General features: G+C 72.1%; 11 protein-coding genes. 9 read left to right on the top strand and 2 right to left on the bottom strand.

All coding sequences use genetic code 11. The annotated features are described in order from the left end of the window. Window positions 1-61: 61 nt before the first annotated feature. From AB0411_RS27065 to AB0411_RS27050, 4 genes are all read left to right on the top strand, one after another. Window positions 62-970 (top strand): bifunctional DNA primase/polymerase, encoded by a 909-nt coding sequence (locus AB0411_RS27065; RefSeq protein WP_366419879.1) that lies wholly within the window; start codon window positions 62-64, stop codon window positions 968-970. A gap of 214 nt (window positions 971-1,184) precedes the next feature. Then, the gene (locus tag AB0411_RS27060; RefSeq protein ID WP_366419878.1) at window positions 1,185-2,357 is read left to right on the top strand and encodes a DUF3631 domain-containing protein; all 1,173 of its coding nucleotides are present in this window, start codon (window positions 1,185-1,187) and stop codon (window positions 2,355-2,357) included. 222 nt (window positions 2,358-2,579) lie between these two features. Continuing rightward, a complete protein-coding gene (locus tag AB0411_RS27055; protein WP_366419877.1) occupies window positions 2,580-2,795 on the top strand; it encodes a helix-turn-helix domain-containing protein in 216 nt (71 codons plus the stop codon). 73 nt (window positions 2,796-2,868) lie between these two features. After that, window positions 2,869-4,047, top strand: coding sequence for a site-specific integrase (locus AB0411_RS27050; RefSeq protein ID WP_366419876.1), 1,179 nt, complete (start codon window positions 2,869-2,871; stop codon window positions 4,045-4,047). 603 nt (window positions 4,048-4,650) lie between these two features. Here the strand turns inward: AB0411_RS27050 and AB0411_RS27045 are convergent. Beyond that, window positions 4,651-7,170: a SpoIIE family protein phosphatase gene (locus tag AB0411_RS27045; RefSeq protein WP_366419875.1), complete on the bottom strand. Its 2,520-nt coding sequence runs from the start codon at window positions 7,168-7,170 to the stop codon at window positions 4,651-4,653. A gap of 195 nt (window positions 7,171-7,365) precedes the next feature. On the opposite strand from AB0411_RS27045, the gene AB0411_RS27040 reads away from it, so the two are divergent. The 5 genes from AB0411_RS27040 (at window position 7,366) to AB0411_RS27020 (ending at window position 13,030) form a co-directional block, all read left to right on the top strand. Beyond that, window positions 7,366-8,562 (top strand): methyltransferase domain-containing protein, encoded by a 1,197-nt coding sequence (locus AB0411_RS27040; RefSeq protein WP_366419874.1) that lies wholly within the window; start codon window positions 7,366-7,368, stop codon window positions 8,560-8,562. Window positions 8,563-8,783: 221 nt separating this feature from the next. Continuing rightward, entirely contained in the window at window positions 8,784-10,634 is a 1,851-nt protein-coding gene (asnB, locus tag AB0411_RS27035; protein ID WP_366419873.1) for an asparagine synthase (glutamine-hydrolyzing), read from the top strand. A gap of 169 nt (window positions 10,635-10,803) precedes the next feature. Beyond that, window positions 10,804-11,193, top strand: coding sequence for a GntR family transcriptional regulator (locus tag AB0411_RS27030; RefSeq protein ID WP_366419872.1), 390 nt, complete (start codon window positions 10,804-10,806; stop codon window positions 11,191-11,193). A 28-nt stretch (window positions 11,194-11,221) separates the two neighbouring features. Beyond that, window positions 11,222-11,998: a dimethylargininase gene (ddaH, locus tag AB0411_RS27025; protein WP_366419871.1), complete on the top strand. Its 777-nt coding sequence runs from the start codon at window positions 11,222-11,224 to the stop codon at window positions 11,996-11,998. 69 nt (window positions 11,999-12,067) lie between these two features. Continuing rightward, window positions 12,068-13,030, top strand: coding sequence for a pirin family protein (locus AB0411_RS27020; RefSeq protein WP_366419870.1), 963 nt, complete (start codon window positions 12,068-12,070; stop codon window positions 13,028-13,030). Between the two features lie 45 nt (window positions 13,031-13,075). On the opposite strand, the gene AB0411_RS27015 is transcribed toward AB0411_RS27020, so the two are convergent. Further along, the gene (locus tag AB0411_RS27015; RefSeq protein WP_366419869.1) at window positions 13,076-14,188 is read right to left on the bottom strand and encodes a DUF5925 domain-containing protein; all 1,113 of its coding nucleotides are present in this window, start codon (window positions 14,186-14,188) and stop codon (window positions 13,076-13,078) included. Window positions 14,189-14,275 lie beyond the last annotated feature (87 nt).

Raw genomic sequence — 14,275 nt, 5'->3', positions numbered from 1 at the left:
CGGCAAAGATCCGCGGCCGCCCTGGTCTCCGGTCCTCAACAGACCTATGGAGGTCTCCAGCATGACGCATGAACCCCGCCCGGCGCTGCTGCGCGCAGCGCTGGACGCCGCCGAGCACGGCTGGGCGGTCATCCCGCTTCGCCCCGGCGACAAGCGGCCGGCGCTGCACGGCAAGAGTTCCTGCCCCGGCATCGGGGACTGCGCAGGAGGTCATCACAAGTGGGAGCAGCGTGCCACCACCGACCCCGACCGCATCCGCACCGCGTGGTCCACCCTCCCGTTCAACGTCGGCATCGCCACCGGCCCCTCCGGGCTAGTCGTCGTGGACCTCGACATGCCCAAGGGCCAGGGCAACAGCAATGCGGACACGCCTTGCGGCGTGACGACCTTCCAGGCGCTCTGCGAGCGCACCGGCCACCCCGTCCCCACCACCCGCACAGTGCGGACTGCGAGCGGCGGGCAGCACCTGTACTTCACCACCCCTGTTGCCGTGCGGCTGAGCAACACCGCGGGCGCCCTGGGGCAGCTCATCGACACCCGCGCCCACGGCGGCTATGTCGTAGGCGCCGGCAGTGTCACCCCGGCAGGGCGGTATCAGGTCACCGATCCTGCTCCGGTCGCTGTGCTGCCCGAATGGCTGCTGGGGCTGCTCAAGCCGGAAACGCCACGCAGGGCGGGGCCTCTCAGGTTTCCGGCCGTCAGCGGCACCCGCGCGGCACAGGCTGCGCTGGAGCGAGAATGCGCTGTAGTCGACCGGGCGCCGGACAAGCAGCGCAACAACACTCTGAACCGATGCGCCTTCAAGGTGGGGCGCTTCGTCGCATGGGGCGACATCCCCCGTCACGAAGTAGAGGCGGCCTTCCAAGCGGCGGGGGAGGCCCGGGGGCTCACCGTTGCCGAGTGCCGCGCCACGATCCGCAGTGCTCTGGACTGCTCCATCCGCAAAGCCCGGCCCCGGGATGCGGCATGAGCACCCAACCCCCTCCCCCCTTGGAAGGCCAACCCGCACGCTCCACGGGCCCCAGCTCCGCCAAACCGCCCCGTACCTCGGCCGGCAGTGGGGCGCCGAAGGTCGCCGCCGTAGGCGTCCTCTCAGCTCTTCGCTCTGACCCGCACAGGACCACGGTGCCCGGCATCCAGTTGGCGTTCGCCATCCGTAAGCCGGGGAACAGGAGGAAGGCCGCATGACCAGCCCCCAGCAGCAGACCGCCGCGACCGGGGACGGCGCGGCGCTGCTCGACGAGGTGGAAGCCTTCCACCGCCGCTTCAACGTCTTCCCCCTCGATGCCGCCTACGTCGCCGTCGTCCTGTGGGACGGACACGCGCACCTGCTGGACTGCTTCGACTCCACCCCGCGCCTGGCGTTCCTGTCCCCCGAGCCGGGGTCGGGGAAGTCCCGGGCGCTGGAGATCGTGGAGACGCTGGTGCCGCAACCCATGGCGGCCGTCAACGCCTCCCCCGCAGCCCTCTTCCGCGCCGTGTCCGGGGCGGAGGGGCGGCCGACGATCCTGTTCGACGAAATCGACACCGTCTTCGGCCCCAAGGCAGGCGACAACGAGGAGCTGCGCGGCTTCCTCAACGCCGGCCACCGTCGCGGACAGCTCACCTACCGGTGCGTCGGCGACGGCGGCAACCAGAGCGTCCAGGGCTTCCCCTCGTACTGCGGGGTGGCCGTGGCGGGGCTCGGCTCGCTGCCGGACACGATCCTGACGCGGTCGGTCATCATCCGCATGCGCCGCCGCGCCCGCAACGAACGTGTAGAACCCTTCCGGCACCGGCTGCACGCCGCCGAGGGACACGTCCTGCGGGACCGACTGGCGAAGTGGGCGGAGAGCGTGCGCCCCATGGTCGAGGGCGTCTTCCCCCTCATGCCGGAAGAGGTCACCGACCGGCCCGCCGACGTGTGGGAACCACTGATCGCCGTCGCGGATGCGGCCGGCGGGCAGTGGCCGGAGCGAGCCCGCGCCGCCTGCGTGGAACTGGTCAATGCTGCCAAGGTCGACGACAAGGGCAGCATCGGCATCCGGTTGCTGACCGATCTGCGCGACCACGTCCTGAGCGGCATCGACCGCCTGCCCACCGTCGCCGTGCTGGAGCGGCTTCACAGCCTCGACGAGGCGCCATGGGCCGACATGGGCGGCCGGCCGCTCGACGCCCGGGGGCTGGCGAAGATGCTGCGCGAGTACATGACTGGCGACAACCGGCCCATCTCGGCCCGCAACATCAAGGCCTCCGGAAGCGTCATGAAGGGCTACTACACCGCCGATCTGGCCGATGCGTGGCAGCGGTACTGCCCCCCACCCCCTGAAAGTCCGCTACTTCCGCTACCTCCGCTACCCAGCAGGTCAGAGACCTGAAGTCGGTAGCGGATGAGCCGTAATCGTCCGCTACCGCGCACCACGTTGCCGCTACCCGCCCACAGCCGCACCGCGGGCGGGTAGCGGTATTTATCCGCTACCGCTCCCCCTATCCGCTACCTCGATCATGCCCCTGACCTGGGAGGTAGCGGAGGTAGCGGAAGTAGCGGACCTCAGAGAAGGGGGCGGCTAGCCCCTACGGCCTTACAGAGGAGATAGGCCATGGCCCTGATCGCTGCGGCGGGCGCGATGCAGCCGCGTCTCTACAAGATCGAGGACGCCGCCAAGCTTTGCGGAGTCGGGCGTTCAACGGCGTACGAGGAGATTCGCCTAGGTCGGCTCCGCACCGTCCGGGTCGGTCGGCGTCGCCTGGTTCCCCTCAGGTACATCGACGAGTACGTAGAACTGCTGATGCGCGAGTCTGAGGCAGTTCGCTGAATCCAGCATGATGCTGAGCAAGGCCACACCTTTCGCAGGTGTGGCCTTGCTCTTTCAGTAAGGAGTAAATCTCATGGCCGAGTCGTCCATGTCGCCGCGCAAAGCAGGGAACGGCGAAGATTCCATCTACTGGGACAAGGCTAAGAACAGGTACATCGGAGCTGTATCACTCGGTTACACGCCCGCTGGAAAACGTCGCCGCGTGAAGGTGTCGGGGAAGACGAAGACGGAGGTGCGTAGCAAGCTGCGGCGTAGGAAGCGGGAACTGGAGGCGGGGGTTGTGGCTCCTGCCGCGTACACCGTTGAAAGCGCAGTGAGGGACTGGCTCGCGCAAGGGCTTAAAGGTAGGGACCGGGCGAGCATCGACACTTATGCGAGCCTCGCCAAGAATCATGTCATTGCCGACCTGGGCAAGGCGCGACTGCGAGAGCTAAAGGCGGAATCCTTGGACTGCTGGCTAGATGAAAAGGCCGCGGTTCTGGCGACGAGTTCGCTACAGATGGTCCTGTCGATTCTTCGGCGTGCAATCACCCATGCGCAGCGTCGCGACCTGGTTTTGCGGAATGTGGCTGAACTTGTGGAAGCCCCGGAGGGGCAAGGTGGTCGGCCGAGTAAATCCCTCACGCTCGAACAGGCCAAGGCTGTGCTCACTGCTCGGCCAGGTACGTGGATTCATGCCTACGTCGCGCTGTCAATGCTGGTAGGAATCCGAACTGAAGAGGTGCGACCTCTTACGTGGAATCACGTGCATCTCCTTCCGTCCAGTGACAAGGTTCCGCACGTTGAGGTATGGCGGTCTGTGCGCCGGCGGGGCGAAACCAAAACGGTGACCAGCCGCCGGACGTTGGCGCTGCCCCGCCAACTGGTCACGGTTCTGGCGGACCATCAGGCACGGCAACGGCGGCGGCGGGAGGCACTGGGCATCGCCGAGGAGACGGATGGATTCGTCTTCGGTACGGACAGTGGTGAACAGCGCACCGCGGACCACGTCCGCCGGAACTTCCGGGCGCTGTTGAGGACTTCAGGGTTCACCGACCCTGAGCAGTGGACGCCGCGGGAGCTACGGCACAGCTTCGTCTCCCTTCTCTCCGACCACGGGATCCCGCTGGAGGTGATCGCGCGAGTTGTCGGGCACAGGCGGGGGTCTCAGACGACAGAGGTCGTCTATCGTAAGCAGATTCGCCCCGTGATCACAGAGGGTGCCGAAGCCATGGACGAGATCTTTGCGTGCGATGGGGAAGCCGACGAGTGAAGCTGCGTTCGCTGTGTTAAGGGCCCTCGTGGCTCCCTGTTTGGCTCCCTGCTGCGCGATTCATTGCGACGTTGGGAGGGCTTACCTGCTGTGACCTGGGAGGCAGTCACCCCCAGGTGGCTGCCTCATTTAGGGAGCGGCTAAGCGGGGGCACAGGCAGGCGGGGAGGAAACGGGCGCCGGGTGGGCCGGGGGCGTTCTGCCGGACGTGTTCCACCGGCCGGCTCGCTCGTGGTGGACCGCCGGCGGCGAGGCCGGCGGGCTCAAGTCCGCTGGCCGGGCGCGGACATGGCGCGGGAGCGGAGTGCCGGCGGCGGCACTCTGGCGTCATGAGCCGTTGGAAGCGGTACGAGAACTGGTACGCCGATCTCCGCGGCCTCAGTGTCGGGCAGTTGCGGGAGCGCCGGGGCCTTGCCGCCGAGCGTGCTCGGGACGCCGGGACGCCGGGACGCCGGGGCAAGGGGCGCAGTGCCAAGGCCGCCCGCGACTGGCGCGAGCGGCTGCGTGCCGTCGAGGACGAACTCCTCGCGCGGGACGTCGGGGAACCGTGGCCGCGAGCGCCCGGCGGGTGCCGCGCGGTGGCGCGAAGCCGGTGCGGGAGAACTCAGTTGTCCTCGGCGCCGGTGAAGTCGGCCGGGTCGCCGCCGAGGTCTTCGAGGAGGGCGTCCAGGTCGTTCGGCGGTTCGGCTCCGGGGGCGGCGGAGAGGGGGAGTTCGGCCCAGATGATCTTTCCTTGCGCGGTGTAGCGGGTGCCCCAGCGCTGGGCGTACCGGGCGATGAGGAACAGGCCCCGGCCGCCCTCGTCGGTGGTCCGGGCATGGCGCAGGTGCGGTGTGGTGCTGCTGGCGTCCGAGACCTCGCAGATCAGGTCCCGCGCCCGGATCATCCGCAGGACGATGGGCCCCGCGGCGTGCCGGATGGCGTTGGTGACCAGTTCGCTGACGATCAGTTCGGTGGAGAAGCCGAGGTCCTCCAGACCCCACTCCCGCAGCCGGCCGGCCGCGGTCCGGCGGGCCCCGCCGACCGCGGACGGATCGGCGGGGATCTCCCAGGTGGCCAGCTGCGACCGGGGCAGGGCCCGGGTGCGGGCCAGCAGCAGTGCCACGTCGTCGACCGGCCGCCCGCCCGGCAGGCCGCCGATCACCGTGTCGCAGATGTCCTCCAGCGGAGCCCCGGGATCGGACAGCGCACGGCGGAGCCGGGTGATGCCCCCGTCGAGGTCGAGGGTCTTCCCCAGCAGCAGCCCGTTGGTGTAGAGCGCCAGCAGACTGCCTTCGGGCAGCGGCAGTTCGACGGATTCGAAGGGCATGCCGCCCAGCCCCAGCGGCGGGCCGGTCGGCAGGTCCAGCAGCTTGCCCGCACCGTCGGGGCCGACGAGCAGCGGTGCGGGGTGGCCGGCGCGGGCCAGGGTGCAGCGGCAGCTGACGGGGTCGTAGACGGCGTACAGGCAGGTGGCCCCGATGACCCCGTCGTCGGCGTTCGCGTCGTGGCCGACCCGGTTGAGCATGTCGTCCAGATGCGCCAGCACCTCTTCCGGGGACAGGTCCAGGTCCGCGAGCGCCTGCACCGCCGCGCGCAGCCGCCCCATCGTGGCCGCGGCGTGCATCCCGTGCCCGACCACGTCACCGACCACCAGCGCGACCCGGGCCCCGGACAGCGGGATCACATCGAACCAGTCGCCGCCCACCCCGCGCAGCGAATCGGCCGGCAGATAGCGGCAGGCGGCCTCCACCGCGCACTGCTCGGGCAGGTCCCGCGGCAGCAGGCTGTGCTGGAGGGTGAGGGCCGCGTTGTGCTCGCGGGTGTAGCGGCGGGCGTTGTCGATGGAGATCGCCGCGCGGGCGACGAATTCCTCGGCGAGCACCAGGTCGTCGGGCTGGAACGGCCCGGTGGCCTGCCAGCGGGAGAACGCGGCCGCCCCCAGGAAGACGCCCCGCGCCCGCAGCGGCACCATCATCAGCGAGTGGAAGCCCAGGGACCGCAGGTGCGCCGCCCGGACCGGGTCCTCGGCAGCCCAGTCGCCGTCGGCGAGGTCCAGCGTCCGGAGCAGCGTGGAGTTGCCCTCGGTGAGGCTGCCCACGACGGGCGCCGACGGGGGATAGGCGGCCGGTTCCCCGACCGCGATCACCGCTTCGGGACAGCCCTCGCGGACGGACTGCTGCCCCGCACGGCGCATGGCGAGCAGATCCGCCGCGTCGAGTTCCCCGGGCGCGGCCTCCTCCCCGGAGAGCAGCACATCGAGCAGGTCGACGGTGACGAAGTCGGCGAGATCCGGGACCGCGGCGTCGGCGAGTTCCTGCGCGGTCCGCCAGACGTCCAGCGAGCTGCCGATGCGTTCACCGGCCTTGTTCAGCAGCGTCATCCGCTGCCGGGCCCGGTAACTTTCCGTGACGTCGAGGACCATGTAGCAGATGCCGAGCACCTGGCCCGCCTCGTCCTCCAGGCGGAAGAACGACGTGGAGTAGGCGTGCTCGCGCTGCGGATCGGACTGCGGGTGCCCCAGGTACTCGTAGCCGACCGAGGGGGTGCCGGTGTGCAGCACCCGGCGCATCTCCTCCTCGATGGCCTTCACGGCCAGGCCCGGCTGCACCTCGCCCAGGCGTTTGCCGAGGCGCTGCTCGCGGCTGGTGCCGCCCATCTGCTCCAGGGCGTCGTTCAGCCAGACGAACTGCAGATCGGCGTTCACCATGGCCACGCCGATCGGCGACATGCCGAGAATGCCCTCCAGAAACGACCTGCTCGCCCCTGACCAGGGCGTCTGTGTCATCTCCGCGGCAAGGACGAGTCGCGAGAAGCCCTTTCGGTCGTCCAGCACCGGCAGCACCCGGAACTCCAGGTCGAGCCGGTGGCCGTCCTTGTGGCGCACGGCCTCCAGCCCGCTCCAGCCGTTCGCCGACGCCAGCCGGTCCGTCCACCTGCTGTCCCGCCCGGGGCCGGCGCCCACCACGGCGAAGAGGTCCGCCAGCGGCCTGCCGACGGCTTCGGAGACCCCGTAGCCGAGAAGCCGCTCGGCGCCCGCGGTCCAGCCCCGCGCCACCCCTGCGCGATCGGCCATCACCACGGCCGTCCGTGTGAGGTCGAAGACCCCGTCTCCGGAGAGACGGCTGCTCTGGGAAGCGCTCATCTGACCGGTCCAATGCCGGTCCCACCATGCGGCAGACGCTCTGTCCAGGGCGGCGCCGCCGCATCCGACCGGCCCTTACCACGGTACTCCCTCCCCCTGTCCCGGGCTCCTCCCGGCGCCGCCCACGGGCCGCCCGGCCCCCGGCGCCCAGGCGTCCCCACGGCCGTTGTCAGTGGTCGCTGCCACCATCGGCACATGAGCACCGACGCGCCCGCCGACCCGGCCCCCCAGCCCGCCGACCGATGCGCCAACCCCCGTGCCGGCCAGGGGGAATCGGCCCTGCCGACCGCCGACGCCGCCTACTGGGAAGCGGCCGCCGCCTCCTTCGACGACGAGCCGGACCACGGCCTGCGCGACCCCGTGGTCCGCTCCGCCTGGGCCGCCCGGCTGCGCTCCTGGCTCCCCTCGGCCCCCGCCGCCGTCCTCGACCTGGGATGCGGCACGGGAAGCCTGGCGCTGCTCGCCGCCGAGCAGGGCCACCGGGTCACGGGCGTCGACCGCTCACCGGGCATGATCGAGCGGGCGCGCGACAAGCTCGCGGGCCGGGACGCGGCGTTCCTGGTCGGGGATGCCGCCGAACCACCCGTGGGGGAGCGGCGGTTCGACGTCGTCCTGGTGCGCCATGTCCTGTGGGCGCTGCCCGATCCCGCGGCCGCGCTGCGCCGTTGGGCCGGGCTGCTCACTCCCGGCGGCCGGCTGGTGCTGGTCGAGGGCCGCTGGGGCGAGGCCGATCCGATCGGCATCCCGGCCGGTGAACTCACCGCCCTGATCCGGCCGTTGGCCGCGCGGACGTACGTCGAGCACCTCGCGCACGACTCCGCGCTGTGGGGCGGTGAGGTGGCCGACGAGCGGTATGTGCTGATCGCCGAACTCCCGCGCCGGCACACCGAAGTGGTCGATGTCCACCTCGTCCTGCGCCGCGGCGAGGAGGTGCTGCTCGCCCGCCGGTCGGGCACCGGCTACGCGGACGGCCTGCTGCACGCCCCCTCGGGCCATGCCGAGGACGGCGAGGACGTCAGGGAGGCCATGATCCGGGAGGCGGCCGAAGAGATCGGGCTGCGGCTCTCGCCCGACGACCTGCGGGTCGCGCTCGTCATGCAGCACTGCGCCCCGCCGCCCGCGCGGCCCCGGATCGGCTGGTTCTTCGAGGCGGCGTACGGCGCGGGCGGCGAGCCGTGGAACCGCGAGCCCGACAAGTGCGCGGAGTTGGTGTGGCACCGGCTGGACGCGCTGCCGGACGACATGGTCGCGTACTGCCGCGCCGGCCTGGACGGACTGCGCGCCGGGCACCGCTTCCTGCTCCACTGGCACCGGCCCGGCGACCCCGTCGCCCACGACCCGTCCGCCCCCTCCCGGGCGGTCGCCCTCGACGGGGCGGGGCCCGGCGGATGAGGGGCGCGCTGCTCCACCGCCGGGCGCCGCTTTACCGCGCCTTTTCCTCCGCGAGGGGTGCCCTGTGCCGCCGCTTTCCCGCGCCGTGGGCCGGCACTGGCGCGTTCCGGACGCTCGCCGACGGTTTAAGTGGCACATGCAATTACTTCGGCTTACGGTGACCGCGCGGACCGTCGCCGGGATGCGGCGGCGCTGCCGTCCCTGAGGGAGGAGCCGCGAGGATGTGCGGAATCACCGGATGGATCTCCTACGACCACGACCTCACCACCCGCCGCGCCACGCTGGAGGCGATGACGGGGACCATGGCCTGCCGCGGCCCGGACGCGGCGGGCCTCTGGCTCGACACCCATGCCGCGCTCGGCCACCGCAGACTCGCGGTCATCGACCTCGACGGCGGCCGGCAGCCCATGGCCGTCGAGGAGGACGGCCGTACCCTGCTCGTGACCACCTACAGCGGTGAGGTCTACAACTACCTGGAGCTGCGCGCCGAGCTGGAAGCGCTGGGCCGCACCTTCCGTACGCGCAGCGACACCGAAGTGGTGCTGCACGCCTACCTCCAGTGGGGCGAGGCCTTCACCGAGCGCCTCAACGGCATGTACGCCTTCGCGCTCTGGGACCCGCGGACGCAGGAACTCCTGCTGGTCCGCGACCGGATGGGCATCAAGCCGCTCTACTACCACCCCACGCCCGACGGGGTGCTGTTCGGCTCCGAGCCCAAGGCGGTCCTCGCCCACCCCTCGGTGCGCCCCGTCGTCGACGCCGAGGGCCTGGCCGAACTCCTCACCTTCACCAAGACCCCGGGCCACGCCGTCTACCGGGGCCTGCACGAGGTGCGCCCCGGCCATGTCGTCCGGGTCTCCCGCGGCGGGGTGAGCGTCCGGCGCTACTGGGCCCTCACCGCCCGCGCGCACACCGACGACCTCGCCACCACCATCGCGCACATCCGTGCCCTCCTCGACGACATCGTCGCCCGCCAACTGATCGCCGACGTGCCGCTGTGCACCCTGCTCTCCGGCGGCCTGGACTCGTCCGCCCTCACCGCGCTCGCCGCCCGCGCGCTGGCCGCCCAGGGCCGCGGCCCGGTCCGCTCCTTCGCCGTCGACTTCACCGGCCACACCGAGAACTTCACCCCCGACGACCTGCGCGGCACCCCCGACGGCCCGTACGCCCACGCCCTGGCCGAACACGTCCGCTCCGACCACCACGACATCGTCCTGGACACCACCGCCCTGATGGACCCCGGCCACCGCGCCGCCGTGCTCGCCGCCCGGGACCTGCCGAACGGCTTCGGCGACGGCGACACCTCCCTCTACCTGCTGTTCCGGGCCGTCCGCGCCCAGTCCACGGTCGCGCTGTCCGGCGAATCGGCGGACGAGGTCTTCGGCGGCTACCGCTGGTTCCACGACCCCGGGCCCGTCCACGCCGGCACCTTCCCCTGGATCGCGGCCGGGCTCTCCGGACGGTTCGCCGGCGGCAACGCCACCCGTGAGGCGCTGCTGGACAAGGGCCTGCTCGCCAAGCTCGACCTGCCCGGATACGAGGCGGCCCGCTACCACGAGGCGCTCGCCGAAGTGCCCTACGCCGACGGCGACACGGGCCACCAGCGCCGGATGCGCGAGATCAGCTACCTCCACCTGACCCGCTTCGTACAGATCCTGCTCGACCGCAAGGACCGGGCCAGCATGGCCGTCGGCCTGGAGGTCCGCGTCCCGTTCTGCGACCACCGCCTCGTCGACTACGTCTTCAACACCCCCTGGGCGATGAAGACGTTCGACGGCCGGGAGAAGTCGCTGCTGCGCGCCGCCACCCGCGACGTCCTGCCCGACCTGGTCGCCGACCGGGTCAAGTCCCCCTACCCCAGCACCCAGGACCCCGGCTACAACGAGGCGCTGCGCGCCGGGCTCACGGCCCTCGCCGCCGACCGCGACGCCCCCGTGCGGCCGCTGCTGGACCGGGCCGCCGTGGCCGCGGCCACCGCCGACGGCGCGAGCCGCGACATCCGCCCGGCCGCCGAACTCGTCCTCGGGATGGACGCCTGGCTGCGCACCACGGGCACCACCCTCGACCTGTGACACCGCCCGAGGGGTGACACCTCCCCGCACGGACGGCGCTCCTGACGCACAATGGATGCGACAAAACCGCGCACCGACGGGTACGCGCACGTCACGCAACCCGGGGACGGACCCGGGGGACGGCCGCCGCGCATCCGCCCGCCCCACCACCAGCACCAGGAGCGCCACCGTGTCCCCGCAGACCTTGACCATCACCATCGATCCGGCGGCGGCCGCCGCGCCGTTCGAGCAGGTACGCACCCAGATCGCGGACCAGGCCAGGGACGGCGGCCTCCCGGTCGGCTACAAGCTCCCCACCGTCCGCGGCCTGGCCGAGGACCTCGGGCTGGCCGCCAACACCGTCGCCAAGGCCTACCGCGCCCTGGAGACCGACGGCGTGATCGAGACCCGGGGCCGCAACGGCAGCTTCATCGCGGCGGCCGGCGAGGCCGCCGACAAGGAGGCCGCCGCGGCCGCCGAGAGCTACGCCCGCCGTGCCCGGCGCCTGGGCCTGGACCACGGCGCCGCCCTCGCCGCCGTCGAGGACGCCCTGCGCGCCACCTACCGCGCCGACGCCTGACCGCCACACCCCGCCCGATAGGAGCCGCATGCCCAGCAAGCAGGCACTCGTCCGCCGCCCCGGCCCCCGCCTCGCCGAGGGCCTGGTCACGCACATAGAACGGCGCCCGGTCGACACCGCGCTCGCCCTGCGCCAGTGGGAGGCCTACGTCCAGGCGCTGCGCGACCACGGCTGGCACACCACCGAGGTCGGCCCCGCAGACGCGTGCCCCGACGCGGTCTTCGTCGAGGACTCCATGGTGGTGTTCCGCAACGTCGCGCTGCTCGCCCGCCCCGGCGCCGACGCCCGCCGGGCCGAGGTGCCCGCCGCCCGCGCCGCCGTGGAGGCGCTCGGCTGCCCCGTGGGCGAGATCCGGGCGCCCGGCACCCTCGACGGCGGCGACGTCCTGAAGGTCGGCGACACCGTCTACGTCGGCCGCGGCGGGCGCACCAACGCCGAGGGAGTGCGCCAACTGCGCGCCGCCTTCGAGCCGTTGGGCGCCCGCGTGGTCGCCGTCCCGGTGAGCCGGGTGCTGCATCTCAAATCCGCGGTCACCGCACTCCCGGACGGCACCGTGGTCGGCCACCCGCCCCTGGTCGACGACCCGGCCGCCTTCCCCCGCTTCCTGCCCGTCCCCGAGGAGGCCGGCGCCCATGTCGTGCTGCTCGGTGGGGGAAAGCTGCTGATGTCCGCCGGTGCGCCCAAGAGCGCGGAGCTCTTCGCCGACCTGGGATATCAGCCGGTCGTCGTGGACATCAGCGAGTTCGAGAAGCTGGAGGGCTGTGTGACCTGCCTGTCCGTACGGCTGCGCGAGCTGTATGCGTGAGGGGGCATCATCCCCGGGGACTCGTGCGCCTGCCCGGACCGTCCGCCCGGCCCCGCCTATCGTGACGCCATGAGCAACCTCGACCTCAGACCCGCGCCCCATCCGTGCGGCGGCAACGGCCGTACGGGCCCGGTCCGCGACGTGCAGCCCGGCAAACAGGTGCCGCTCGGCGAGAGCACCGTCGTCCGCAGACTGCTGCCGAACCTCGGCCGGCGGATGGTCGGCGCCTGGTGCTTCGTCGACCACTACGGCCCCGACGACATCGCCGGGGAGCCCGGGATGCAGGTGCCGCCGCACCCGCACACGGGCCTGCAGACCGTCAGCTGGCTGCGCGAGGGCGAGGTGCTGCACCGCGACAGCCTCGGCAGCCTGCAGACCGTACGCCCGCGGGAGCTGGGCCTGATGACCTCGGGCCGGGCCATCGCGCACTCCGAGGAGTCACCGGCCGGCCACGGCCGCCTCCTGCACGGCGCGCAGCTGTGGGTGGCCCTCCCCGCCGAACGCCGCGACACCGCCCCCGCCTTCGAGCACCACGCCGACCTGCCGGTGGTCGACGGCGGCGGCGGGCTGTCCGCCACCGTCGTCCTCGGCGAACTGGCCGGCGCCGTCTCGCCCGGCACCACCTACTCCCCGCTGGTGGGCGCCGACCTCACCCTCGCCGCCGGCACGGACGCCCGCCTGCCGGTCGAGGCGGACTTCGAGTACGCGGCCCTGGCCATCTCCGGCGAGAGCGAGGTCGACGGCGTCCGCCTCGCGCCCGGCGCCCTCCTCTACCTCGGCTGCGGGCGCACCGAGTTGCCCCTGCGCGCCGACTCCGACAGCAGCCTGATGCTGCTCGGCGGCGAGCCGTTCGAGGAGAAGATCCTCATGTGGTGGAACTTCGTGGGCCGGTCGCAGGAGGACATCGAAAAGGCCCGCGAGGACTGGATGACCGGCACCCGCTTCGGTGAGGTGCACGGCTACGACGGGGAACGCCTGCGGGCACCCGCCCTCCCGGCGGTGCCCATGAAACCGCGCGGACGGGTGCACTGACGGGGCCCGCGAGCGGCCCGTACGGCAGGCGGCCGCGGCGCCGGTTCAGAGGTAGAGCCCCGCATCGGCACCCGAGTCCTGCGGCGGGACGGACGCGGGCCGGGTGCCGCGCCGCAGCGCGAAGAGTTCGGCGAGGGTGGCGCCCTCGCGCCCGATGCCCCCTTCCGTGCCGAGCCAGCGCACGGCCTCCGGGCGGGTCAGCGGCCCGACCTCGATCCGGGCCAGGCAGCGGCCGGGGCGGACCACCGCCGGATGCATCCGCTCCAGGTCCTCGTTGGTGGTCACCCCGACCAGGACGTTGCGGCCCTGGCCCAGCAGCCCGTCCGTCAGGTTGAGCAGCCGCGAGAGCGCCTGGCCCGCGGCGTGCCGGGCCTCGCCGCGGATCAGTTCGTCGCAGTCCTCCAGGAGCAGCAGCCGCCAGCGGCCCTTGCCGGTGCTGTCGTCCTCGCCGATCGCGATGTCCATCAGATAGCCGACGTCGTGGAACAGCCGCTCCGGGTCCAGGACGCAGTCCACCTGGCACCAGTCGCGCCAGGAACGCGCGAGCGTGCGCAGCGCGGAGGTCTTGCCGGTGCCGGGCGGGCCGTGCAGCAACAGCAGCCGGCCGGCGATCTCCCCCGGCGCCACCTTCATCAGCCGGTCCATGGCCCCGGCCACCGGCGCGGTGTAGTTGGGGCGGATCTCCTCCCAGGTGCCGGCCGAGATCGGCCGGGACGTACGGTGCGGCCCGCGGCGCGGGGAGAAGTACCAAAAGCCCATCGGGACGTTCTCCGGCTGCGGCTCCGGATCGTCCTGCGCACCGTCGGCGGCCTGCCCCAGCACCTTCTCGGCCAGTTCGTCGGTGACGGCGGTGACCGTCACGTCGGCGCCGCGGTTCCAGCGGGAGACCAGCACGGTGAAGCCGTCGCCCTCCGCGAGGGTGGCGCTGCGGTCCTCGTCCTTCGCCTGGCGCAGCACCCGCGCGCCCGGCGGCAGCAGCGTCAGGCCCGACTTCACCCGGTCCACGGACCGGCTGCGGGCGTACGGCTGCTCTCCATTGGCGAACCGCCCCAGGAAGAGCGCGTCGACGACATCGGCGGGCGCATCGCTGTCGTCCATGGTCAGCCGGAGCGGAAGGGACTCCTCGGCGGCGGTCGGCCGTACGTGATCGGCACACATCCCGCCATGATCGGTCACGGCGACCCATGACGTACACGGATTATCCCGGCGTTTTCCCCCTACCAGAACAGAACTGTTACCCAGAAA

Origin of the sequence: Streptomyces angustmyceticus (assembly GCF_040701845.1) — a bacterium.
Classification (GTDB): Bacteria; Actinomycetota; Actinomycetes; order Streptomycetales; family Streptomycetaceae; genus Streptomyces; species Streptomyces angustmyceticus_A.
Note: the sequence above shows the minus strand (reverse complement) of the source record. Positions and strands in the feature narration are given on the sequence as shown.

Excerpts from the sequence above, each read along its gene's own strand:
- AB0411_RS27020 (WP_366419870.1), top strand. The coding sequence starts at position 12,068 with ATGAGCAACCTCGACCTCAGACCCGCGCCCCATCCGTGCGGCGGCAAC.
- AB0411_RS27060 (WP_366419878.1), top strand. The coding sequence starts at position 1,185 with ATGACCAGCCCCCAGCAGCAGACCGCCGCGACCGGGGACGGCGCGGCG.
- AB0411_RS27045 (WP_366419875.1), bottom strand. The coding sequence starts at position 7,170 with ATGAGCGCTTCCCAGAGCAGCCGTCTCTCCGGAGACGGGGTCTTCGAC.
- AB0411_RS27050 (WP_366419876.1), top strand. The coding sequence starts at position 2,869 with ATGGCCGAGTCGTCCATGTCGCCGCGCAAAGCAGGGAACGGCGAAGAT.
- AB0411_RS27055 (WP_366419877.1), top strand. The coding sequence starts at position 2,580 with ATGGCCCTGATCGCTGCGGCGGGCGCGATGCAGCCGCGTCTCTACAAG.
- AB0411_RS27015 (WP_366419869.1), bottom strand. The coding sequence starts at position 14,188 with ATGTGTGCCGATCACGTACGGCCGACCGCCGCCGAGGAGTCCCTTCCG.
- asnB (WP_366419873.1), top strand. The coding sequence starts at position 8,784 with ATGTGCGGAATCACCGGATGGATCTCCTACGACCACGACCTCACCACC.
- ddaH (WP_366419871.1), top strand. The coding sequence starts at position 11,222 with ATGCCCAGCAAGCAGGCACTCGTCCGCCGCCCCGGCCCCCGCCTCGCC.
- AB0411_RS27040 (WP_366419874.1), top strand. The coding sequence starts at position 7,366 with ATGAGCACCGACGCGCCCGCCGACCCGGCCCCCCAGCCCGCCGACCGA.
- AB0411_RS27065 (WP_366419879.1), top strand. The coding sequence starts at position 62 with ATGACGCATGAACCCCGCCCGGCGCTGCTGCGCGCAGCGCTGGACGCC.